General features: G+C 67.5%; 21 protein-coding genes. 11 read left to right on the forward strand and 10 right to left on the reverse strand.

Features of this window, described 5'->3' with window-relative positions; genetic code table 11:
- Window positions 1–51: 51 nt before the first annotated feature.
- Complete coding sequence (locus AC5LXK_RS19635; protein WP_493393126.1) at window positions 52–357, reverse strand: DUF4148 domain-containing protein; 306 nt, start codon at window positions 355–357, stop codon at window positions 52–54.
- A gap of 278 nt (window positions 358–635) precedes the next feature.
- On the opposite strand from AC5LXK_RS19635, the gene AC5LXK_RS19640 reads away from it, so the two are divergent.
- The 4 genes from AC5LXK_RS19640 to AC5LXK_RS19655 all read left to right on the forward strand — a co-directional run bounded on the left by AC5LXK_RS19640 (window position 636) and on the right by AC5LXK_RS19655 (window position 4008).
- Window positions 636–845 carry a hypothetical protein gene (locus tag AC5LXK_RS19640; protein ID WP_493393127.1) on the forward strand — a complete coding sequence of 70 codons (210 nt, stop codon included), beginning with the start codon at window positions 636–638 and terminating at the stop codon, window positions 843–845.
- A 311-nt stretch (window positions 846–1156) separates the two neighbouring features.
- A complete protein-coding gene (locus tag AC5LXK_RS19645) occupies window positions 1157–1855 on the forward strand; it encodes a response regulator transcription factor (RefSeq protein ID WP_493394020.1) in 699 nt (232 codons plus the stop codon).
- 79 nt (window positions 1856–1934) lie between these two features.
- Window positions 1935–3266, forward strand: coding sequence for a HAMP domain-containing sensor histidine kinase (locus AC5LXK_RS19650; RefSeq protein ID WP_493394021.1), 1332 nt, complete (start codon window positions 1935–1937; stop codon window positions 3264–3266).
- Between the two features lie 58 nt (window positions 3267–3324).
- Window positions 3325–4008: a response regulator transcription factor gene (locus AC5LXK_RS19655; RefSeq protein ID WP_493393128.1), complete on the forward strand. Its 684-nt coding sequence runs from the start codon at window positions 3325–3327 to the stop codon at window positions 4006–4008.
- 68 nt (window positions 4009–4076) lie between these two features.
- On the opposite strand, the gene AC5LXK_RS19660 is transcribed toward AC5LXK_RS19655, so the two are convergent.
- Together AC5LXK_RS19660 and AC5LXK_RS19665 are read right to left on the reverse strand one after the other, a co-directional pair.
- Window positions 4077–4232 carry a hypothetical protein gene (locus tag AC5LXK_RS19660; protein ID WP_164716101.1) on the reverse strand — a complete coding sequence of 52 codons (156 nt, stop codon included), beginning with the start codon at window positions 4230–4232 and terminating at the stop codon, window positions 4077–4079.
- 84 nt (window positions 4233–4316) lie between these two features.
- Window positions 4317–4589 carry a DUF4148 domain-containing protein gene (locus AC5LXK_RS19665; RefSeq protein ID WP_493393129.1) on the reverse strand — a complete coding sequence of 91 codons (273 nt, stop codon included), beginning with the start codon at window positions 4587–4589 and terminating at the stop codon, window positions 4317–4319.
- Between the two features lie 325 nt (window positions 4590–4914).
- Between AC5LXK_RS19665 and AC5LXK_RS19670 the strand changes: the two genes are divergently transcribed.
- Complete coding sequence (locus tag AC5LXK_RS19670) at window positions 4915–6090, forward strand: porin (RefSeq protein ID WP_493393130.1); 1176 nt, start codon at window positions 4915–4917, stop codon at window positions 6088–6090.
- 82 nt (window positions 6091–6172) lie between these two features.
- Here the strand turns inward: AC5LXK_RS19670 and AC5LXK_RS19675 are convergent, their stop codons facing one another.
- The 5 genes from AC5LXK_RS19675 to AC5LXK_RS19695 all read right to left on the reverse strand — a co-directional run bounded on the left by AC5LXK_RS19675 (window position 6173) and on the right by AC5LXK_RS19695 (window position 13856).
- Window positions 6173–7639, reverse strand: coding sequence for an efflux transporter outer membrane subunit (locus tag AC5LXK_RS19675; protein WP_493393131.1), 1467 nt, complete (start codon window positions 7637–7639; stop codon window positions 6173–6175).
- Window positions 7632–8837: an efflux RND transporter periplasmic adaptor subunit gene (locus AC5LXK_RS19680; RefSeq protein ID WP_493393132.1), complete on the reverse strand. Its 1206-nt coding sequence runs from the start codon at window positions 8835–8837 to the stop codon at window positions 7632–7634. Before AC5LXK_RS19680 ends, AC5LXK_RS19675 begins: the two co-directional genes overlap by 8 nt.
- Window positions 8827–12081 (reverse strand): efflux RND transporter permease subunit, encoded by a 3255-nt coding sequence (locus AC5LXK_RS19685; protein WP_493393133.1) that lies wholly within the window; start codon window positions 12079–12081, stop codon window positions 8827–8829. Before AC5LXK_RS19685 ends, AC5LXK_RS19680 begins: the two co-directional genes overlap by 11 nt.
- A 154-nt stretch (window positions 12082–12235) precedes the next feature.
- On the reverse strand, window positions 12236–12910 hold the full coding sequence (locus tag AC5LXK_RS19690; protein WP_493393134.1) for a response regulator transcription factor: 675 nt from the start codon (window positions 12908–12910) through the stop codon (window positions 12236–12238).
- Window positions 12911–12932: 22 nt separating this feature from the next.
- Window positions 12933–13856 carry a LysR family transcriptional regulator gene (locus AC5LXK_RS19695; protein WP_493393135.1) on the reverse strand — a complete coding sequence of 308 codons (924 nt, stop codon included), beginning with the start codon at window positions 13854–13856 and terminating at the stop codon, window positions 12933–12935.
- 329 nt (window positions 13857–14185) lie between these two features.
- On the opposite strand from AC5LXK_RS19695, the gene AC5LXK_RS19700 reads away from it, so the two are divergent.
- Window positions 14186–14560, forward strand: a complete 375-nt coding sequence (locus tag AC5LXK_RS19700; protein ID WP_493393136.1) for a hypothetical protein — start codon at window positions 14186–14188, stop codon at window positions 14558–14560.
- Between the two features lie 160 nt (window positions 14561–14720).
- On the opposite strand, the gene AC5LXK_RS19705 is transcribed toward AC5LXK_RS19700, so the two are convergent.
- Both AC5LXK_RS19705 and AC5LXK_RS19710 read right to left on the reverse strand, forming a co-directional pair.
- Window positions 14721–15836: a porin gene (locus AC5LXK_RS19705; RefSeq protein ID WP_493393137.1), complete on the reverse strand. Its 1116-nt coding sequence runs from the start codon at window positions 15834–15836 to the stop codon at window positions 14721–14723.
- 300 nt (window positions 15837–16136) lie between these two features.
- Window positions 16137–16304 carry a hypothetical protein gene (locus AC5LXK_RS19710; RefSeq protein ID WP_493393138.1) on the reverse strand — a complete coding sequence of 56 codons (168 nt, stop codon included), beginning with the start codon at window positions 16302–16304 and terminating at the stop codon, window positions 16137–16139.
- A 445-nt stretch (window positions 16305–16749) separates the two neighbouring features.
- Here AC5LXK_RS19710 and AC5LXK_RS19715 point away from each other — a divergent pair, with 445 nt between their 5' ends.
- From AC5LXK_RS19715 to AC5LXK_RS19735, 5 genes are all read left to right on the forward strand, one after another.
- Window positions 16750–17703, forward strand: a complete 954-nt coding sequence (locus tag AC5LXK_RS19715; protein WP_493393139.1) for a choline ABC transporter substrate-binding protein — start codon at window positions 16750–16752, stop codon at window positions 17701–17703.
- 55 nt (window positions 17704–17758) lie between these two features.
- Window positions 17759–18688, forward strand: a complete 930-nt coding sequence (gene cdhC / locus AC5LXK_RS19720; RefSeq protein ID WP_175903626.1) for a 3-dehydrocarnitine:acetyl-CoA trimethylamine transferase CdhC — start codon at window positions 17759–17761, stop codon at window positions 18686–18688.
- A gap of 85 nt (window positions 18689–18773) precedes the next feature.
- Window positions 18774–19739, forward strand: a complete 966-nt coding sequence (locus AC5LXK_RS19725) for an L-carnitine dehydrogenase (RefSeq protein WP_493393140.1) — start codon at window positions 18774–18776, stop codon at window positions 19737–19739.
- A gap of 3 nt (window positions 19740–19742) precedes the next feature.
- The gene (locus AC5LXK_RS19730) at window positions 19743–20231 is read left to right on the forward strand and encodes a thioesterase family protein (RefSeq protein WP_493393141.1); all 489 of its coding nucleotides are present in this window, start codon (window positions 19743–19745) and stop codon (window positions 20229–20231) included.
- 50 nt (window positions 20232–20281) lie between these two features.
- Window positions 20282–21238 (forward strand): alpha/beta hydrolase, encoded by a 957-nt coding sequence (locus AC5LXK_RS19735; RefSeq protein WP_493393142.1) that lies wholly within the window; start codon window positions 20282–20284, stop codon window positions 21236–21238.
- Window positions 21239–21243 lie beyond the last annotated feature (5 nt).

A 21243-nucleotide genomic window follows, 5' to 3' on the forward strand; every position in this document is an offset into this window, starting at 1 on the left:
CGCGGCCGCGAGGCACGCGCGCAAACTCGGAGCTTGATTACCGGTGGCGGTTCAGTTGCCGTTCGACGCGACGGTGTTGGCTGCGCCGGCGCAGTCCTTCTGGTATTTCGTCATCAGGCGCGCCTGCGCCGAATCGATATCGTCCGGATAGCTGCTCTCGTCGCCCGACGACGGGTTGTAGCCGACGGATTCCAGCTCGTTCAACTCGTTGATCAGTTGCCGATGCGAGACCGGGCCTTTCGTGTGCACGAACGGATAGTCGTTGCATTGCGCGGACGTGAGCTTCGGCGCGGCATGCGCGGAGACGCTCAGCACGAGCAGGGCGGCACAGGCGAGGTAGCGGGCGGGATGATTCATCTTCGACTCCAGGGAAGCGTTGGGAACAGGCCGTACGGTGGGATGCCAACGTCGACCGCACGACGAAGGTTAGGCACCGCGGACTATCGAAACGGCCGCGCGAAGATGAAACAAGTTTTATACGGATCGTCCCCGTGCACGGGGGTGCGTCGTCGTGCGCGGCAGACCTTAAAGAAACCTTCATGCGCATGCTGCCGAACGGTTAGAAGCGCGGGCGTATCGTCGAACGCATGATCAATCGACGCTGCGCCCGGCGCGGCCCGCATCGGGGTAATGCAATGAAGACAACCGTCAGGATGGCCGCGCTCGTCGCGCTGGTGTGCTCACCGGTGCTGGCGTTCGCGAAGGTGCAGGGAACGGGGCTCGCGATTGCGGACGCGACGCTCGCGCATACGAAGGTCGAGCGCATGCATCGCGCGGAGGATGCCGCGCATCGTGTCGCGTCGCATCGCGGCGACCGGCAGGACACGGCGCAGCAGCAGGGCTGACGCTCGATTCTTTACCGATGCCTTTCGGCGCGACCGCTACGGGCGTCGCTGCAATGGCTCGCACGCGATGGTCGTGCGCGGTGCGGCATCCTGTCGCAACGACGCCGGCCGGCAATGCCGGCCTGCGCTGCCGCCGTATATGAAACTTTCTTCATGAAGTCGACGCGCACGTTTTACGCGCGCGCGTGTAGTCTCCATCCGAACGCGATCGCCCGTCGGGTGTCGAAGCGCGTGCGTCCCTTCGCTGAAGACGAGAATCGTATATGGCATTATCAGTTTCCCCGGGTAACAAGCCGGCCCTGCCTGACAGGATGGCCGAGGACGGTGCGGCAGTGGCGCACGTACTGACGATCGAAGACGACGAAATCACCGCGAACGAAATAGTAAGAGAGCTGAAAGGGCGCGGCTTCACGGTCGAATGGGTGGCGAACGGACGCGACGGCATGGCCCGCGCGCTCGGCAACGAGTTCGACGTGATCACGCTCGACCGGATGCTGCCGGTCGTCGACGGCCTCACGATCCTGACCACGATGCGCAGCGTTGGCGTGCGCACACCCGTGCTGATGCTGAGCGCGCTCGGCGATGTCGACGAACGGGTGCGCGGCCTGCGCGCGGGCGGCGACGACTACCTGACCAAACCGTTCGATCCCGAGGAAATGGCCGCGCGCCTCGAAGTCCTGTTGCGCCGGAGCCAGACCGCGCCGGCGCCGTTCGCGACGACGCTGGCCGTCGGCCCCCTCAAGCTCGACCTGATCTCGCGCAAGGTGTTTCGCGACGGCGAGGAAATCGCGCTGCTGCCGACCGAGTACCGCGTGCTCGAATACATGATGCGCAATGCCGGGCAGACCATCACGCGCACGATGCTGTTCGAGGCCGTGTGGGGATATCACTTCGATCCCGGCACCAACCTGATCGAAGTGCACATGGGCCGGCTGCGCAAGAAGATCGATCCGCCCGATGCGACGCAGATGATCCAGACGGTACGCGGCGCCGGTTACATTCTTGGCTGAGATCGCTACCTTGACGTCTACCGTGAATCACGTCCAGCCGGCGCCGAAGCGCCGCTGGTACTCCAGTACGTTCCGGCTCGTGTCGGTCTATGCCGTGACGTTCTCCGTTTCGGTCATGTTGCTTCTCGGCTTGATCGCATCGGGCATCACGCACGACATGGAGCGTGAAACCGATGTGGTGATCGACTGGCAGATGATCTACTTCGATTCGATCGAAGATGCGCAACTGCCTGCCGCGATCCAGCACCGGATCGAGCACGAGCACATGCACACCAACTATTACGGGCTTTTCACCGGCGACGGCAGGCATATTGCCGGCGACGTGCTGGTGATGCCCGCCGGCCTCCGGCCGGACCGCAACGGCGTGACGCTCGATCACACGATGACGATCGCGGGCGACCAGGTGCCGCCCGTCGTCCGTGCGATGGCGGAGCGCCGCGCCAACGGCGACGTGCTGGTGCTCGGGCGCGACCTCACGCACATCCTGCGGATTCGCGCGGCGATCATCCAGGCGCTGGTCGCGGGCGGGCTGTTTTGCCTCGGCGCAGGTGTTGTGGGCGGCCTGATCCTCAGCGTGCGGCAGATGCGGCGTCTGAAGGAAGTCCGGCGCATCACGCAGCGGATCGCGCAGGGCGATCTCGGGCAGCGGCTGCCGATCGGCGGGCACGACGAGATCGACCTGTTGTCGCATCTCGTCAATCACATGCTCGAGGAAGTCGAACGCCTGATGAACGAGGTGAAGGGCGTCTGCGACGGCATCGCGCACGACCTGCGCACGCCGCTCGCACACGTGCATACGCTGCTCGCGCACGCGGCGGAGCGTGCGGACGGGCTCGACGATGCCGCGCTGGCGAGCCTCGTCGCGCGGGCGCGCAACGAAACCGACGTGCTGCTCAGCCGGTTCCGCGCGATGCTGCGCATTGCCGAGATCGGCTCGCTGCAGCGGCGCGGCGGGTTCGCCGAGCTGGCGCTGGAAGATCTCGTCACGGATGTCGGGCAGCTGTTCGAGCCGCTTGCGGACAGCCGCGAGATCCAGTTCGTGCTGCTCGTCGAACCCGTCGTGCCGATCCACGGCGATCGCGCATTGCTGTTCGAGGCGCTCAGCAACCTGCTCGACAATGCGCTCAAGTACACGACCGCCGGCGATACCGTGCGCCTGGAACTGCACGACACGCCGTCCGGCCCGCGCATCGACGTGGTCGACAACGGCCCCGGCATCGCGGCGAACGAACGCGAGGCCGTGCTGCAGCATCGCTACCGCAGCCGCCGCACCGGCCATCTCGCCGGGGCCGGGCTCGGCCTGAGCATCGTGTCGGCGGTCGTCAACGTGCACGACTTCACGCTGCGCATCGGCAATGCCGAGCCCGGCACGCGTGTGACGATCGAGTGCTGGCCGAGGTCGCTGGGATGACGGTCGTCCGCACGCGACTGCACGTGCAGGCGTTTTTCCGCCGCGGAGCCTGCTGACGATGCGCGTCCTGCTCGTGACTTCGCCGCACCCGGAAGCGTCGTGGCTGCACAAGGCGCTGCAGGAGAGCGGGCACAGCCTGCAGCGCGCCGACGACCTGCGCGACGGGCTGTTTCTCGCGTCGCAGGAGGCGTTCGACGCGATCGTCGCGACCGCCTTCGAGCCGGGCAGCGATGCCGCATTGATCGCGATGCTGCCGCGTTTCGTCGCCGACGGCGGCGGCGCCGCGCTGGTGGTGCTGATCGGCCAGGCGTCGGCGCGCGAGCGCATCCGTGTGCTGCGTGCGGGCGCCGATGCATGTTTCGGTGCACCGTATTCGTTCATCGAGCTGCACGAGCGCCTGCAGGCGCTGCAGCGGCTGGCCGGGCCGCGCGATGCGGACAGCCCGGTCACGGCGGCGTCCGCGCTCGAGACGCTGGCGCGCGAACTCAAGGACGGCAAATTGCGCCTCGCCGTGACGCGCCGCGAATGCCTGCTGCTCGAATGCCTGATGCGCCATCCGAACGCGCCGGTGCCGCGCGACCAGTTGATCCGGTACGTATGGCAGGACAAGGAGGATGTCGATCCGTCGAGCGTCAATCTCGTGGTGTCGCGGCTGCGCCGCAAGCTTGCGCGGCATCTGCCCGACGTCCGGATCGATACGGTGAGCCGCTACGGCTACCAGGTGACGCTGCCGGACGCATAAACGCGCGGCCCGGGTCGCACCACGAGCATGACGGGCGCGCTGCCGGTGGCAGTGCGCCCGTCATGCGTTTACGAGCCGAAGAACGGTACGCAGAAATCGGGCGGGCCGACACAGTCGCCGGGGCCGTCGGGCTGCGCGGCGGCACAGCCGGACAACACGAAACCGGCGGCGATCGCGACGAGCGCGAGACGGGCGGAACGAACGAGCAACGGACGAAGCTTCATGGATGGCGGGCGATTCGGTGGACGGGTGGCGTCGCCGCGGGCGGCGTGCGCCGGGCACCGCGCCCGGCCGCACGGCGGCGCGCATCAATGCGAGTAGAGCGTGGAGTTCAGGTACTTGAGCTGCCCGTCCTGTTCCGCGTGCACGAGATCGGCATAGACCTCGGCGCGCGTCTTCTCGTGGAGCGCCTGGCCGTACGGCGGCACCCACTGGCCGGCTGCCTGCGCGCCCGGCACGCCGTCCTTGGTGGCGGCCGGCGACATCTGCATCGCCTGGGTGCTGGTTTGCGCGAATGCGGGAACGGACAGCGCGGCGAATGCGGCGAGCAGGGCGGAAACGGCGATCTTGGCGGTTTTCATGTTCGGAGTCCTCATGATGATTGACTGGATTCATCCCCCGGCGCGGCGTGTCGATGTCGCGCATCGGGTTGAGGACAAGCATAGAGGAGCGGGGATGGCGGATCGGCATACGCAACGTGAAAAGAAATTCATGCACCGGCGCGCCGTTCGCGCAGACATGAAACAGGCGTGTCGCGAAGATGAAGCAGGTTTCATTTTTCGGGCCGTTTTGATAACGGCGCTGTCATGCCCGCTGCCTAAATTGTGCGCCATCGCATCGCGCACGAGCGGCCACGCCACACGGGCCGGCGATGCGAGCAGACCGATCCACTCTAGCGAAACCATCATGAAGAAATATCTGGCAATCCCGGCCGCGGTCGCGTGCATGCTTGCGAGCGCCGCGCACGCACAGAGCAGCGTCACGCTGTACGGCACGATCGACGCGGGCCTGGACTACATCAGCAACCAGAAATCGGCAGCCGGTGCGGGGCCCGTCTACGGCGTCCAGAGCGGCAACGTCAGCACGTCGCGCTGGGGGCTGCGCGGCAACGAGGATCTCGGCGGCGGGCTGGCGGCCGTGTTCACCCTCGAGAACGGCTTCAACGTCGCGAACGGCAAGTTCGGCAACGGCGGCGACGAGTTCGGCCGTCAGGCGTGGGTCGGTCTCGCGAGCCGCCAATGGGGCACGGTCACGCTCGGCCGCCAGTACGATTTCCTGGTCGACTTCGTCGCGCCGCTGTCGGCGACGGGCTCGGGATTCGGCGGCAACATCGCCGATCATCCGTACGACAACGACAACCTCGCCAACGACACGCGGATGAACAACGCGGTGAAGTTCCGTAGTGCCGACTACGGTGGCTTCACGTTCGGCGGTGCATATGGCTTCAGCAACCAGGGCGGCGGATTCAGCAACAACAGCGCGTACAGCGTCGGCGCGCAGTATGCGAACGGCCCGGTCGACCTGGCCGTCGCGTACCTGCAGTCGAACCAGCCGGGCGGCGTGAACGCGCCGCAGAACACCGGCGGGTCGCTGAGCAGTTCGGACGGCGATGCGATGCTCGTCGGCGGCCGCTGGCGCACGTTCGGCGCCGGCGCACACTATGCGTTCGACCATGCGGCGATCGGCTTCGTCTACACGAGAACGATCCTGAACGATCCGCGCGAACTGTCGCAAGGCGGCGCGTACGGCAGCGTGAACGGCCAGTTGCTGACCTTCAGCAACTACGAACTGAACGGGCGCTACTTCCTCACGCCGGCATTCTCGCTGGGCGGCTCGTACACGTTCACGCAGGGCCGCTTCGACGATGCGGGCCGCAGCATCGCACCGAAGTGGAACCAGTTCATGCTGCAGGCCGACTACGCGCTGTCGCGCCGCACCGACCTCTATCTCGAAGGCGTGTACCAGCGCGTGACGGGCGCGGACGGTGTCTCGGTGCTCGGCAACGCGGGGATCTTCAACCTCGCCGCGTCGAGCAACGATCATCAGGCCGTGGTCGCGGCCGGCATCCGTCACAAGTTCTGATCGACCGGGCAAAAAAAACGGCACCCGTCGCGATGACGGGTGCCTCGAAACGCGACACGCAACCCGCGTGTCGCAGGGGGCCTCAAGTCGTCGAGCGTGCCGTTGCGACGGCCGGCGTTTTCGCCACGGATGCCGCTTCACCGGTCGACCACCCGCCGCCCAGCGCCGCGATCAGCCCTACCGCCGCCAGTTGCCGGCGCGTATCGAGCTCCAGCATCGCGACCTTCGTATTGAGTTCGGTGGTCTGCGCGGTCACGACGTCGAGATAGCTGACGACACCGTCCCGGTAGCGCGACATCGACAACTGCAACGTGCGTTCCGCCGCATCGAGGGCTTCCTGTTCGCGATCGGCTTCGTCGCCCAGGTGGTGCGTGAGCGCGAGGTTGTCTTCGACCTGCTGGCACGCGCCGAGCACCACCGCACGATATTTCGCGCCGTTCTCGGCCAGCCGCGCATGGGCCTGATCCGTGAGCGCCTGGCGGCGGCCGCCGTCGAACAGCGTCAGCGCGAGGCTGGGCCCGATCGACCAGATCTCGTTCGGTGCGCTGAGCCAATGACCGAGCCCGGAACTCTGGTACCCGCCGATCAGACCGAGCGTGATGTCGGGGAAGAACGCCGCGCGCACCACGCCGATCTTCGCGTTGGCGGCGGCCATGCGGCGCTCCGCGGCCGCGACGTCGGGCCGTCGCTGCAGCAGCGTGGCGGGAAGGCCGGCCGGAATCGTCGGCAGGTAGGCGGCGGCCAGGTCCGGCGCGAGCGAGAACGACGAGGCCGGCACGCCCGTGAGCGTCGCGATCGCGTGCTCGTCGAGCGCGCGCCGCGCCCGCACGTCCTCGGCCGACGCGCGCGCCGAATCGAGCTGCGTCTGCGCGCGCGAGACGTCGAGATCGGACGCGATGCCGCCCGCATGCCGGCTCATCGTCAGCTGCAGTGCCCGCCGGTAGGTATCGATCGTGTCGGACAGCAGCTGTTGCTGCTGGTCGAGCCCGCGCAGGTTGAAGTATGCGTTCGCCAGGCTGGCCTGCAGGCTCAGCTGCACCGATGCGAGATCGTCGGCGCTGGCCTGCGCGTCGGCGCGCCCGGCCGCGACTTCGTTGCGGACCTTGCCCCACAGGTCGAGGTCGTAGTCGAAGCCGGCATCGAGCGTGTTGGAGCCATACACGTTCGGCTGGTTCGAGCCGCGCAGCGGCCGCGTGGCCGATTGCCGGTTGCTCGAGACCTGCGCACCGAGGCCGATGGTCGGGAACAGCCCCGAGCGCGCCTGATCGAACAGCGCGCCGGCTTCGTCGTGGCGGGCCACGGCCGCGGCCACGTCGGGGTTGGCTGCCGCCACCCGCACTTCGAGCCGGTCGAGCACGGGGTCGCGGAACGCCTTCCACCAGCCGTCGCGCGCGATGCGGTCGGCCGGCTTCGCGGCCTGCCAGCCGCCGGCTTCCTTGAAGCTGGCCGGCAACGCGGTCTGCGGCGCGTGATAGACGGGCGCGAACGAGCAGGCGGAGAGGAACGCGATGCTGGCCAGCATCGCGCAGAGCCGACGCGGGTTAGCCATTCGCATGCTCCGTGTCGCGCGCGGCCGAGGCGACGGCGCCGGCCGGCGCCGCGAGCCGCACCGGGTCGCCCGCGGACAGCGAATCGGGCGGGTTGTCGATCACGCGATCGTCGGGCGCGAGACCGGTCGCGATCTGCACGTGCGTGCCGAAGTCGGTTGCGATCGTGACGGGCTTGAATACCGCGCGGTTGTCCTTGCCGACCACGGCGACCTGCAGGCCGGCCTGGCGAAAGATCAGCGAGCTGGCCGGGATCGTCAGCGCGTGGCTTGCGTTCGCCGGTAGCGCGAAATGCACCTCGGTGTATTCGCCCGGAATCAGCTTGCCGTCGCGGTTGTCGACCATCAGCTGCACCAGCAGCGTGCCGGTCGAGTCGGCGATCGAGTCGTCGGTGTCGGCAAGCGTCGCGTGGAAAGTCTCGCCCGGATGCTCGGGCACGGTCAGCGTGGCGGTCATGCCGGGATGGATCGCGGCGGCCTCGTTCTGCGGCACGCTCACGTAGACGCGCATCTGGTGCACGTCGGACACGGCGAACAGTTCGGGGCCGGTGCCGCCGCCCGCCGAGATCAGCTGGCCGATATCGGTCTTGCGCGCGGTGACGACGCCGTCGAACGGCGCGACGATGCGCTTGAAGGCCTCCAGCGCGTCGAGGCGCCGCACGTTGGCCTCGTTGGCCGCGACGATCGCCTGCTTGGCGGCGAGGTCGCTGGTCTTCTCGTCGGTTTCCTGCTGCGATACCGAATCCTGCGCGAGCATCTTGGTCCAGCGGGCGGCGGTGGACGCAGCCAGTTTCTCGTTCGCGAGCGAGCTTTGCAGGTCGGCGCGCGCCTGCTGCAACTGCTGGTCGAGCTCGGGCGTGTCGATCAGGCCGAGCAGCTGGCCCGATTTCACATGCGCGCCGATGTCGGTGTACCACGCATGCAGGTAACCCGACACCTGCGCGTGGATCGGCGCGCTCTCGAACGCGGACAGGTGGCCGGGCAGCTCGAGCGTGGTGCCGTCGCCGCCGGTCGACGGCGTGTACGCGACGACGGTCGGCACCGCCTGTTCGGCGGACCAGGTCGTCATTTCCTGTTTCGCGTGTGCGCGGCCGACGATGCCGGACGTCACGATGCCGACCGCGATCAGCGCGGTGATCGTGGCGACGAGCTTGAGGTTGGGCAGCCGTTTCGGCGACTTGATTTCGATCTCAGTGGACATGGGAAGCTCCGGACGCGGAAGGGGTGGAAGCGCGGGGTGCGTCGTGCTTCAGCGCATCGCGCCGGTGCACGAGGCTGAACACGACGGGAACGAAGAACAGCGTCGCGAGCGTCGCGCAGGCGAGGCCGCCGATCACGGCGCGGCCGAGCGGCGCGTTCTGCTCGCCGCCGTCGCCGAGGCCGAGCGCCATCGGCGCCATGCCGATGATCATCGCGAGCGCGGTCATCAGCACCGGGCGGAAGCGCGTGAAGCCGGCCTCGAGCGCCGCGGCCAGTGCGTTGCCGGTTTCGGCGAGGCGCTCGCGTGCGAAGCTGACGACGAGGATCGAGTTCGCGGTGGCCACGCCCATGCACAGGATCGCGCCGGTCAGCGCCGGCACCGACAGCGGCGTGTGCGTGGTGAACAGCATCCAGACGATGCCGGCCAGCGCCGCCGGCAGCGCCGAGACGATCACGAACGCATCGGCCCACGAGTGGAAGTTCACGACGATCAGCAGGTAGATCAGTGCGATCGCGCCGACGAGGCCGAGCAGCAGGCCGGCAAACGCGCCGTTCATGGTCTGCACCTGGCCGCGCAGCGTGACCGTCGAGCCCTTGGGCAGATCCTTCGCGGTGGCCTTGACGATGCTGCCGATGTCGGCGGCGACCGCGCCGAGGTCGCGCCCCTGCGTGGTCGCGTAGATGTCGAACAGCGGCTCGATGTTGTAGTGCGACACCACCGCGCTGCCGACGCCGCGCGTGATCGTGGCGAGGCCGCCGAGCAGCTGCGACTGGCCGCTTGCGCCGGTGACCGGCAGGTTCTGCAGCGCCGACAGCGTGGTCATCCGGTACTGCGGTGTCTGCGCGACGATCGGATAGGACACGCCGTTGCGCGGGTTCAGCCAGTAGGTCGGGTCGACCTGGCTGGTGCCCGCCAGCGTCGCGACCACCGAATTCGTCACGTCCTGCTCGGTGATGCCGAGCTGGTCGGCGCGCGTCCGGTCGACCGCCACCGTGAACTGCGGGTAGGTCGTGGCCTGCTGGATGCGCGGGTCGGCCACGCCGGCGATCAGGCGCAGCTTGCGGTACAGCTCGTGCGCATACGCGAGGTTCGCCTGCTGGTTGGGCCCGGCCACCTGCAGGTCGACCGGCGCGGGCGCGCCGAAATTGAGGATCTGGCTGACGATGTCGGCCGGCAGGAACGAGAACGTCGTGCCCGGATACGCGCGCGGCAGCAGTTCGCGCAGCGTGCGCACGTAGCCGGCGGTCGGTGCGTGATCCTTCGACAGCGAGATCAGGATGTCGCCGTCCTGCGGCCCGAGCGTGCCGCTGTTGTTGTAGGTCAGGTTGATCCCGCTCTTCGGCAGGCCGATGTTGTCGATCACCTCGCGCAACTGCGCGGGCGGAATCACGCCGCGGATCGTGTTCTCGATGCGGTCGAACTCGGCGGCGGTTTCCTCGACGCGCGTGCCGACCGGTGCGCGCACGTGCAGCGAGATCTCGCCCGAATCGATCGCCGGGAAGAAATTGCGGCCGAGCCACGGCGCGAGCAGGAAGGACGCGGCCACCACGCACAGGAACGCGATGACGAACGGCTTGCGGCGCGTGAGCGCGAGGCCCAGCAGGATCCGGTACGACGCGCGCACGGCCTCGAAGCGGCGCTCGAACGCACGCTGGAAGCGCACCAGCGGATTGCGCGACGGCGGCACGTCGTGCGCGCCGGCATGGCCCGCGTGCGGATCCATGATCGCGGCCAGTTCGCCCGACGCGTGGCCGGCTGACGCGTGCGGCTTGAGCAGGTATTGCGCGAGCATCGGCACGAAGGTGCGCGACAGCACGAACGACGACACCATCGAGAAGATCACGGCCTTGGCCATCGGCACGAACAGGAAGCGCGAGATGCCGTCGAGCATCAGCATCGGCACGAACACGATGCAGATGCACATCAGCGAGACCAGCGCCGGCATCACGATCTGTTTCGCGCCGTCGACGATCGCGGTGCGCGTGTCCTTGCCCTGTTCGAGGTGCCAGTTCACGTTCTCGATCGTCACCGTCGCATCGTCGACCAGGATCCCGACCGCGAGCGCGAGGCCGCCGAGCGTCATCACGTTGAGCGTTTCGCCGGTGGCCGCGAGCAGCGCGATCGCCGAGAGCACGGCGAGCGGGATCGACGCGGCGATGATCAGCGTCGAGCGCCACGAGCCGAGGAACAGCAGGATCATCAGCGAGGTCAGCGCGGCGGCGATGATGCCTTCGCGCGCCACGCCGCTGACCGCGCCTTTCACGAAGGTCGACTGGTCGCCCATCGTGACGAGCTTCAGGCCCGGCGGCAGCGTCTGTTCGATCAGCGGCAGCTTGGCCTTCACGCCCGCGATGATGTCGAGCGTCGACGCCGAGCCGTTCTTCAGGATGCTCATCAGCACGGCGCGATGGCCGTCCACGCGCACGATGTTGCTCTGCGGCGGGAAGCCGTCGCGCACGTGCGCGACGTCGCGGATGGTGATGGTGGTGCCGTCGACCGACTTGATCGGCAGGTCGTTCAGCGCGTCGAGCGCGAGCGGGCTGTTGTTGAGCTTGATGTTGTATTCGAAGCGGCCGATCTTCTGCGTGCCGGCCGGGATGATCTGGTTCTGCTGCGCGAGCGCGTGCGCGACGTCCTGCGCCGACAGCCCCTTCGATTGCAGCGCCTGCGGGTCGAGGTCGATCTGCACTTCGCGCGCCTTGCCGCCGTACGGCGTCGGAATCGCGACGCCGGGCACCGACAGCAGCTGCGGGCGGATGAAGTTCTCGGCGTAGTCTTCCAGCTTCTGCTCGTCGAGCGTGTTGCTGCTCAGCGCGATCTGCAGCACCGGCACGGTCGACGCGTTGTAGTTGAGGATCTGCGGCGGCGTGGTGCCGGGCGGCATCTGCTTCAGCACGGTCTGCGAGATCGACGTGACCTGTGCGGTGGCCGTACGGATGTCGACGGTCGGCTGGAAGAAGATCTTCACGATGCCGAAACTGCGGAACGATTGCGATTCGATGTGCTGGATGTCGTTGACCGTCGTGCCGAGCGTGCGCTCGTAGTACGTGACGATCCGCCCGGACATGTCGTCCGGCTGCAGGCCGGAGTAGTTCCAGACGACGCTGATCACCGGAATGCGGATATCCGGGAAGATGTCGATGGGCGTGCGGAGTGCCGCGAGCGGGCCTGCGATCAGGATCAGCAGCGCCAGCACGACGAACGTATAGGGCCGGGTGAGCGCGAGCCGGACAATTTTCAGCATGGGGTGCTGCTCCGTTCAAAAGCGTCGTGAAGAAGAGCCGGCTGCGCGCGGTGTCGGGAAAACACCGATGTGCAGCCGATGACAGCATTCTGCGGAGCAGCCCCTAACAGCCGGTCGCTAAAAAGATGAAACAAGTTTTAGGTGGCGCGCGGATTCAGCCGAGCATGTAGCCCGAGCCGCGGATCGTGCGGATCAACTGCGCCGCGCCGGGCCGGTTCACCTTCTTGCGCAGGCGCCCGACGTGGACGTCGATCAGGTTCGTGCCCGGATCGAAGCGGCAGCCCCACACCGCCTCGAAGATCATCGTGCGCGTGAGCACGCGCCCGGCGTGGCGCATCATGAATTCGAGCACGCGGAATTCGGTCGGCAGCAGCGCGAGCTCGCGCGCGCCGAGCGTGACGCGGCGCCGCACCAGGTCGAGTTCGAGCTCGCCTGCGCGCAGCACCGTCTCGACCTGCGGGCCGCGCGGCCGGCGGCGGATCAGCACGTCGATGCGCGCGCACATCTCGTCGAGCGAGAACGGCTTGACGAGGTAGTCGTCGCCGCCCGCGCGCAACCCCTGGATGCGCTGGTCGACATCGGACATCGCGCTCATCACGAGCACCGGCGTGTCGAGGCCGACGCCGCGCATCGTCGCGAGGATCGTGAGCCCGTCGAGATCCGGCAGCATGCGGTCGAGCGTCACGACGTCGTAGTCGGCGCTCATCGCCTTGGCCATGCCGTCGCGGCCGGTGCGCGCGACGTCGACCTCGTGGCCGGCGGCGCGCAGCGTCTGCGTGATGTGATCCGCGATCAGCGGATCGTCTTCGATCGTCAGGATGTGTGTCATTGACGGAGCGGCCCGGATGGCGTCAGGCAGCGGCCAGCTGCGCGGTGGTGCGCTCCGGCGCGCGATAGTGCTCGACCACGTAGTCGATGAAGCTGCGAACCTTCGTCGACAGATAGTTGCGGCTGGGGTACAGCATCGAGACGCAGCGCGGGCCGCCGTTCACCTCGTAGTGTTCGAGCAGCGGCACCAGCGTGCCGCGCGCGAGATCGTCGGCGACGAGCGGATGCGGCAGTTGCGTGATGCCCATGTGATTGAGCGCCGCGATCCGCACCATCATGCTGCCGGACGACGCCAGTGCGTTGCCCGTATAGACGCGGTAGGAGCCGTCGACATCCGAGAATTCCCAGCTGCGGGCCGTGCCGTTCGACACGGTCAGGAGGTTGTGTTCGTTCAGCTCGACGGGGTCGTTCGGCGTGCCGTGAAGCGCGAGATACTGCGGCGACGCGACGACCACGTCGCGCACGTTCGTCAGCATCCGCGACACGAAAGTCGCGTTGATGAGGCGGCGATCGTCGCAGAAGCACACGTCGTAGCCGCCCTCGACCATGTCGACGTGCGTGTCGAAGGTCGTCACGTCGAACCGGACGCGCGGATGGCCGGCCCGATACGTCGACAGCAGCGCGCCGAGCCCGGCCGCGACGGAGGTGGCCGACGCGGCGATCCGCAGCGTGCCGCGCGGATCGCGGGTGGCCTGGACGAGGTTCGATTCGATCTCGTCGAGTTTCTCGATGATCGTGCGGCAGCCGTCGAGATACTCGCGGCCGGTTTCGGTGAGCGACAGGCTGCGCGTCGTCCGGTTCAGCAGGCGCATGTTCAGGTGCGCCTCGAGCATGCCGACGCTGCGCGTGACCGCGGCAGCCGACATCCCAAGCTGGCGCGCGGCGAGATTGAAGCTCGACAACTCGACTACGCGCGTGAAGACGCGCATCGCTTGCAGTTGGTTCATGGTCTGCGGAGGGAAGGGGTTGGCCCGCTGCACGCGCCGGCGACGATCCGCCGGTGCGCATGGCTACGCGTGGCCGACAACGTAGCGAGTGGATTATGGGATGCGGGCCTGCTTCAGACGCTTAAAAAACGACGCGGGATGGATGAAATTTCGTTTAAGGAAGCGGTGCGGTGCGACGCTTCGTGTACGGCGAAAGCGCGCGACGCGCGGCTGTGCGGCGTTGTCCGTTCTCTAAATAAAACTTCATGAAGCGACACCAAATCTTCAGGTGGGCGCGTGGCGCCGCTGCCGATAATAGCGCGACGTATGTAGCCACGAGGAACGCAGAAATGACGCAGCCGCTGAGTATCAAGATGATCCAGGAGGACGGCAAGCCGGTGGTGCTGGTGTCGATCGAACGGGGCGCCGCGGTGCTCGATCCGGAGGATGTCGACGCGGTGATCCAGTATCTGAGCCTGCTGCGTGCATCGATGCAGCCTGCCATACCCGAGGTGCCGCCGCGCGCGCAGCAGTTCGTGACGGAGATGGACCCGTGCTGGTATGCGGAGCGCCATCCGCTGTATGGCGGCGCGGTGCTGCTGTTGCGGCACACGGGCCTCGGCTGGGCGAGCTTCGCGCTGCCGCCGCAGAGCCTCGAGCGCCTGCACGGCTCGCTGACACAATTGCTCGAGGACGAACAGCAGGTGGTCAGCCTGCCGAACTGAATGTCACGTCTTGCTGTTGCCCGCTGCCGCGCGCGAACGCGGGCAACGCGACATCGCGCGACGGGGCAGCGGGCGGGCAGGCCGGATATCGGCCCGATCGTCGGCAGCGATGCCGGGGCGGCTTCCGCGAGGCACGGAAGCCGCCCCGGCGCGGGTTCGCCTAGAACGTGTGACGCAGCCCGATCCGGCCGACCGCCTGCCGGCCGCTCGACGACGGATCGAAGCCCGCGACCTGCGCGACGGCGCCGCCCGACGCCATCTGCAGCGCAGCGAGCGCGTAGATCGCCGTGCGTTTCGACAGTTCGTACTCGGCGCTGGCGTTCAGCTGACGGTATTTCGGCTCCTGGCCGGTCGCATGGTCGCGGCCGGTCGTGTAGGTGTAGCCGAGGCCGAAGTTGAGCTGGCTCGTGGCGGCGAGCGTGGCGGCGATCTCGTAGTTCTGGAACTTCACGTCCTGCCCGTCGTCGCCTTGCTGGAAATCGACGTCGCTGAAGTTGCCCATCAGCTTGACGTTGCTGATCTGGTACGACGCACCCGCCGCGAGGATGTTCTGGCTGCGCGCGTTCTCGAGGTAGCTGCCGTACACCGCGTTCGTGTAGCCGCTGCCGTTCTGGTAGCTCTGGACGGCCTGCTCCGGATCGTTGACGCGCAGATAGCCGACACCGGCCGAGAACGGCCCGTTCGTGTACGCGACGGCCGCGCTGTACGCGGCGTTGTCCGAGAAGCGGCCGGCCTGGCCGCCGAACGAGTAGAGCGCCTCGCCGGTGAAGCCGTCGATCGTCGGGCTCGTGTACTTCACGGCATTGCTGACCGCGAAGCCGTTGTCGAGGTTGTCCATGTCGTTCGGGTGCGAGAAGTACCAGCCGCCGTAATAGCTGTTCAGCGAATACGGCTCGATCAGGTCGACGACCGGATCCCACTGGCGGCCGAGCGTCAGCGTGCCGAGGCGCTGGCTCGACAGCCCGGCGTACGCGTTGCGCGAGAACGCGAGGCCGCTGCCGAGCCCGCCGTTCGTGGAATTGAAGCCGCTTTCGAGATCGAAGATCGCGGCGAGCCCGCCGCCGAGATCCTCCTTGCCGCGCAGCCCCCAGCGGCTGCCGGCACTGACGCCGCTTGCCATCTGCCACAGGTGCTGGCCGCCGACGTTCGACGCGAAGTCGATGCCGGTATCGATGATGCCGTACAGCGTGACGCTGCTTTGCGCATGGGCGGCGGAGAACAGGCCGCAGCAGGCAAGTGCGCACGTCATGCGCAGCAGCCGTGTCGTTTTATTCATGGATGGATGTCTCGAACGGGGTTGACGGATATTGTTCGCAGTCCTTTGTTATAGGGCTGGTCGTCGACAATATATCTGCGTCAAAAGCGTGCGAGCCGGCAATTCAGTCTTTCAGTTTTCGCGTTGGATTCGTGCACGCGGGGTGTCGACAACGGCGCGCGGCCGTTGCTGGAGCGGCGCTGTCGCCGCGGCGAGCGCGGCCACCCGGCCATCGACGTATTCGTCGACGGAATGGTCCGGACGACGGCGAGACGCGTCGGATAACCGATCGGCCGCCGAGGTCCGGACAGACGTCAATACTCAGACGTTGTATCCCACCTCGCGCATCAACCGGCGCGACACCTCGCCGCGCTCACCGTCCGCGTCGAACAGCGCGCGAAGTTTTGCATCCGCGGCGCGGGTGACGCCGCGATGCATGGCCACAACGATTGCGACAAGGGCGACGACAAAGAAAGTGGCAAGCATCATGTTGCTCCTGGCCGATCGGACCGGATGAGTACGTCGTGACGGCCGGTCGTTTCCGTCTGCATCGATTCCGATGACGCGCAATATCCACGCCCGGGGCGGCAACGACGACCGGCCGCCCGTGCGCGATGCGCGATGACCTATCCAGCATAGGTCCGGCCCGGCGCATCGGGGGGCCGTCGGAAATCTGTCAGCATCGCCGCGACGAAATCGAAAGATTCACGCCGCACCGGGGCAATCCCGTCGTCGCCCGGAAAAGCCCGAAACCCTTTCCAGTCAAGCCTCACACAAAATCTAGTGGTTTCCACTCATAGTCGCAAATAGTCAAGAACAGGTCGCCGGCGGTCTTCTCGCGGTGAATATGGCTCGTTACTTTTACTCCCACGATGCAGGCCGGCGCACACTCCGCGCACCGGCTGCCGCGAGACCAACCGGGAGGAACCGAACCATGAAGTCGACGAAGATCGCCGCGCTTGCCGCGGCCGTGCTGGCGACCGGCGCGTTCACGAACGCCGCACTGGCCGAGACGGATGCCGCGACCTGCCGGACCGTGCGTTTCGCGGATATCGGCTGGACCGACATCACGTCGACCACGGCGCTCGCGTCGACCGTGTTCGAGGCGCTCGGCTACAAGCCGACCACGACGATCGCGTCGGTGCCGATCTCGTTCGCCGGTCTCAAGAGCAAGCAGCTCGACGTGTCGCTCGGCTACTGGTGGCCCGTGCAGCAGAAGCAGCTCCAGCCGTTCCTCGACAGCAAGTCGATCAACGTCGTCGAGCCGCCGAACCTGTCCGGCGCGAAGGCGACGCTCGCGGTGCCGAGCTACGAATACCAGGCCGGCCTGAAGACTTTCGAGGACATCGCGAAACACCGCGCGGAGCTCGACGGCAAGATCTATGGGATCGAGCCGGGCAGCAGCGCGAACGCGACGATCCAGAAGATGATCGACACGAACCAGTACGGGCTCGGCGGCTTCAAGCTCGTCGAATCGAGCGAGGCCGGGATGCTGGTGACGGTCGAGCGCGCGATCCGCGAGAAGAAGTGGGTCGTGTTCCTCGGCTGGGAGCCGCATCCGATGAACATCCAGCTCGGCATGAACTACCTGTCCGGCGGCGACGCGTCGTTCGGGCCGAACTACGGCGAAGCGCGCGTGTACACGCTCACCGCGCCCGACTTCATCGCGCGCTGCCCGAACGCGGGCAAGCTCGTGACGAACCTGCGCTTCTCGACGCAGCTCGAGAACCAGCTGATGCAGTCGGTGATGAACAAGACGAAGCCGGCCGATGCCGCGAAGGCGTACCTGAAGAAGAACCCGCAGGTGCTCGATCCGTGGCTCGCGGGCGTCAAGACGTTCGACGGCAAGGACGGCCTGCCTGCCGTGAAGGCGCATCTCGGCCTGTGACGGCCCGCGCCATACCCGCAATGCGACACAACCCGATTCAAGCGAGGCACCCAGCATGAACCACGAAGTCATCATCACCTGCGCGGTCACCGGCGCGGGCGATACGGTCGGCAAGCATCCGGCGATTCCGGTCACGCCGAAGGAGATCGCGGCGGCCGCGATCGAAGCCGCGAAGGCCGGCGCGACGGTGGCGCACTGCCACGTGCGCGATCCGCAGACGGGCCGCGGCAGCCGCGACCCGAACCTGTACCGCGAAGTGGTCGACCGCATCCGCTCGGCCGACGTCGACGTGATCATCAACCTGACGGCCGGGATGGGCGGCGATCTCGAGATCGGCCCCGGCGAAGACCCGATGCGTTTCGGCAAGGGCACCGACCTGGTCGGCGGCCTTACGCGGCTTGCGCACGTCGAGGAGCTGCTGCCCGAGATCTGCACGCTCGATTGCGGCACGCTGAATTTCGGCGACGGCGACTACATCTACGTGTCGACGCCCGCGCAGTTGCGCGCCGGCGCGAAGCGCATCCAGGCGCTCGGCGTGAAGCCGGAGCTGGAAATCTTCGACACGGGCCATCTGTGGTTCGCGAAGCAGCTGCTGAAGGAAGGGCTGCTCGACGATCCGCCGCTGTTCCAGCTGTGCCTCGGCATTCCGTGGGGCGCGCCGGCCGATACGGGCACGATGAAGGCGATGGTCGACAACCTGCCGCCGGGCGCGCACTGGGCCGGCTTCGGGATCGGCCGCATGCAGATGCCGATGGTCGCGCAGGCGATGCTGCTTGGCGGCCACGTGCGGGTGGGCCTCGAAGACAACATCTGGCTCGACCGCGGCGTGCATGCGACCAACGGCACGCTCGTCGAACGCGCCCGCGAGATCGTCGAACGGCTCGGCGGCCGCGTGCTGACGCCGGCCGAAGGCCGCCGCAAGCTCGGCCTGCCGGCGCGCGGCGAGCGCCCGCTCGAGCGTCGCGCGATCGCCGAATTCGCGTGAGCTTTTTGCTGACTGACCTGACAGGGCGGCATGCGTTCACGTGCGGCCGCCCGCCGATTTCCCCTGATTTGAAGGATGCGTTGACATGGCTGTGAAGACCGACATCAAGACGTTCGCCGCCATCGGCACCGGCGTGATCGGCAGCGGGTGGATTTCCCGTGCGCTCGCGCACGGTCTCGACGTGGTCGTGTGGGATCCGGCGCCGGGCGCGGAAGCGCGGCTGCGCGCGAACGTCGCGAACGCGTGGCCCGCGCTCGAACGCGTCGGCCTCGCGCCGGGCGCCGATCCGGCGCGGCTGCGCTTCGTGCCGACGATCGACGCATGCGTGGCCGATGCCGATTTCATCCAGGAAAGCGCGCCCGAGCGCGAGGCGCTGAAGCTCGAACTGCACGAGCAGATCAGCCGCGCGGCGAAGCCCGACGCGATCATCGCGTCGTCGACGTCGGGGCTGCTGCCGACCGATTTCTACGCGCGGGCGACGCATCCGGAGCGCTGCGTGGTCGGCCATCCGTTCAATCCCGTCTATCTGCTGCCGCTCGTCGAAGTGCTCGGCGGCGCGCGCACGTCGCCGGAAGCGGTCGAAGGCGCGATGGAGGTCTATCGCAAGCTCGGCATGCGACCGCTGCACGTGCGCAAGGAAGTGCCGGGCTTCATCGCCGACCGCCTGCTCGAAGCGCTGTGGCGCGAGGCGCTGCACCTCGTCAACGAAGGCGTCGCGACGACCGGGGAGATCGACGATGCGATCCGCTTCGGTGCGGGTATCCGCTGGTCGTTCATGGGCACGTTCCTGACCTATACGCTGGCCGGCGGCGACGCGGGCATGCGACACTTCATGCAGCAGTTCGGCCCCGCGCTCGAACTGCCGTGGACGAAGCTGGTCGCGCCGACGCTGACCGACGCGCTGATCGACAGCGTCGTCGACGGCACGACCGAACAGCAGGGCACGCGCAGCATCAAGGAGCTCGAACGCTATCGCGACGAGTGCATCACCGAGGTGCTGAAGTCGATCGCCGCGGTGAAGGCGCGGCACGGGATGCGATTCGAGGACTAGACGATGACGGGCGATACCCCGCTGACGATTTACCGCGACGTGGTGCGGCCCGAATGGGTCGACTACAACGGCCACCTGCGCGATGCGTTCTACCTGCTGATCTTCAGCTTCGCGACCGATGCACTGCTCGATCGCATCGGGCTCGACGATGCCGCGCGTCGCGAGCGGGGGCGCTCGGTCTACACGCTCGAAGCGCACGTGAACTACCTGCACGAGATCAAGGAGGGCACGCAGGTGCGCGTCGACGCGCGCGTGCTCGCGCACGATGCGAAGCGGCTGCACCTGTATCTCGAGCTGTTCGCGCAAGGGCATGACGATGCGGTATCGGCGAGCGAGCAGATGCTGCTGCACGTCGATACGCGCGACGGCGCGAAGTCGGCGCCGTTCGACGACGACGTGGCCGTGCGCGTGGCCGAACTGCATGCATTGCAGCGCGATTGCGCGGCGCCTGCGTACGCGGGCCGCGTGATCGGTTTGCCGCCGCGCCGCTAGCGGCGATCTTGCACCGTCGAATGTCGACCTTCAACCGCGGAGCGCGCGCGATGCTCGAACCGGAAATCGCGGCGTTCGTCGCGGCCGTCGACGCGTGGTATCCGGCCGATGCGGCGGCGCGCTCGCCCGCCGAGCAGCGTCGCCTCTATGACCGTTTCGCGGCCGAATGGACGCCGGCTACGCTGCCGGCCGGCATCGTGCAGCAGGATGCCGTGTGGCACGCACCCGACGGTCGCGCGATCGCACTGCGGCGCTACACGGCCGCGCACGGCACATCGCGCGGCACGGTGCTGTTCTTTCATGGCGGCGGCTTCGTCGTCGGCTCGCTCGACAGTCATGCGCTGATCACCGCGCAGCTGGCGGCCGATACGGGGCTCGACGTGATCGCCGTCGACTACCGGCTGGCGCCGGAGCACCGCGCGCCGGCCGCGCTCGAAGACTGCCTTGACGTCACGCGCGCCGCGCGCGATGCACGCTGGCCGTTCGGGCCGTGCATGCCTCCGCTGACGCTCGCGGGCGACAGTGCGGGCGGGATGCTCGCGGCGGCCGTGGCCACCGCGCTGCGCGATGCGGGCGAACGCAATGTCGACGGCCTCGCACTTGTCTATCCGATGCTCGGCTTCGAACCGCAATCGCCCGCGCGCGAAACGGAAGCGCACGCGCCGATGCTGACGCTCGACGACGTGCGTCGCTATCGCGAACTGTACTGGGGCGGCGAGCTGGCCGACCTGATGCGCGACGGCAACCCGCTGCTGCGCGCCTCCGTGCCGCTCGACGCGGCGCGCTTCGACGGCCTGCCGCCCGTGCTTGCGATCGGCGCGGAACACGATCCGCTGCGCGACGACGCGCGCGTGTACGCCGAACGGATTCGCGCGGCCGGCGGGGTCGCGCATGACTGGATGGGAAAAGGGCTGGTGCACGGTTGCTGGCGCGCGCTCGGGACGAGCCCGCAGGCCGCACGCATGCACCGGATGGTCGGCGGGTTTCTGCTCGCACCACACGCGTAGCGGGC

Source organism: Burkholderia pulmonis (assembly GCF_984667975.1).

Excerpts from the sequence above, each read along its gene's own strand:
- AC5LXK_RS19635 (WP_493393126.1), bottom strand. The coding sequence starts at position 357 with ATGAATCATCCCGCCCGCTACCTCGCCTGTGCCGCCCTGCTCGTGCTG.
- AC5LXK_RS19640 (WP_493393127.1), top strand. The coding sequence starts at position 636 with ATGAAGACAACCGTCAGGATGGCCGCGCTCGTCGCGCTGGTGTGCTCA.
- AC5LXK_RS19645 (WP_493394020.1), top strand. The coding sequence starts at position 1,157 with ATGGCCGAGGACGGTGCGGCAGTGGCGCACGTACTGACGATCGAAGAC.
- AC5LXK_RS19655 (WP_493393128.1), top strand. The coding sequence starts at position 3,325 with ATGCGCGTCCTGCTCGTGACTTCGCCGCACCCGGAAGCGTCGTGGCTG.
- AC5LXK_RS19660 (WP_164716101.1), bottom strand. The coding sequence starts at position 4,232 with ATGAAGCTTCGTCCGTTGCTCGTTCGTTCCGCCCGTCTCGCGCTCGTC.
- AC5LXK_RS19665 (WP_493393129.1), bottom strand. The coding sequence starts at position 4,589 with ATGAAAACCGCCAAGATCGCCGTTTCCGCCCTGCTCGCCGCATTCGCC.
- AC5LXK_RS19670 (WP_493393130.1), top strand. The coding sequence starts at position 4,915 with ATGAAGAAATATCTGGCAATCCCGGCCGCGGTCGCGTGCATGCTTGCG.
- AC5LXK_RS19675 (WP_493393131.1), bottom strand. The coding sequence starts at position 7,639 with ATGGCTAACCCGCGTCGGCTCTGCGCGATGCTGGCCAGCATCGCGTTC.
- AC5LXK_RS19680 (WP_493393132.1), bottom strand. The coding sequence starts at position 8,837 with ATGTCCACTGAGATCGAAATCAAGTCGCCGAAACGGCTGCCCAACCTC.
- AC5LXK_RS19685 (WP_493393133.1), bottom strand. The coding sequence starts at position 12,081 with ATGCTGAAAATTGTCCGGCTCGCGCTCACCCGGCCCTATACGTTCGTC.
- AC5LXK_RS19690 (WP_493393134.1), bottom strand. The coding sequence starts at position 12,910 with ATGACACACATCCTGACGATCGAAGACGATCCGCTGATCGCGGATCAC.
- AC5LXK_RS19695 (WP_493393135.1), bottom strand. The coding sequence starts at position 13,856 with ATGAACCAACTGCAAGCGATGCGCGTCTTCACGCGCGTAGTCGAGTTG.
- AC5LXK_RS19700 (WP_493393136.1), top strand. The coding sequence starts at position 14,186 with ATGACGCAGCCGCTGAGTATCAAGATGATCCAGGAGGACGGCAAGCCG.
- AC5LXK_RS19705 (WP_493393137.1), bottom strand. The coding sequence starts at position 15,836 with ATGAATAAAACGACACGGCTGCTGCGCATGACGTGCGCACTTGCCTGC.
- AC5LXK_RS19710 (WP_493393138.1), bottom strand. The coding sequence starts at position 16,304 with ATGATGCTTGCCACTTTCTTTGTCGTCGCCCTTGTCGCAATCGTTGTG.
- AC5LXK_RS19715 (WP_493393139.1), top strand. The coding sequence starts at position 16,750 with ATGAAGTCGACGAAGATCGCCGCGCTTGCCGCGGCCGTGCTGGCGACC.
- cdhC (WP_175903626.1), top strand. The coding sequence starts at position 17,759 with ATGAACCACGAAGTCATCATCACCTGCGCGGTCACCGGCGCGGGCGAT.
- AC5LXK_RS19725 (WP_493393140.1), top strand. The coding sequence starts at position 18,774 with ATGGCTGTGAAGACCGACATCAAGACGTTCGCCGCCATCGGCACCGGC.
- AC5LXK_RS19730 (WP_493393141.1), top strand. The coding sequence starts at position 19,743 with ATGACGGGCGATACCCCGCTGACGATTTACCGCGACGTGGTGCGGCCC.
- AC5LXK_RS19735 (WP_493393142.1), top strand. The coding sequence starts at position 20,282 with ATGCTCGAACCGGAAATCGCGGCGTTCGTCGCGGCCGTCGACGCGTGG.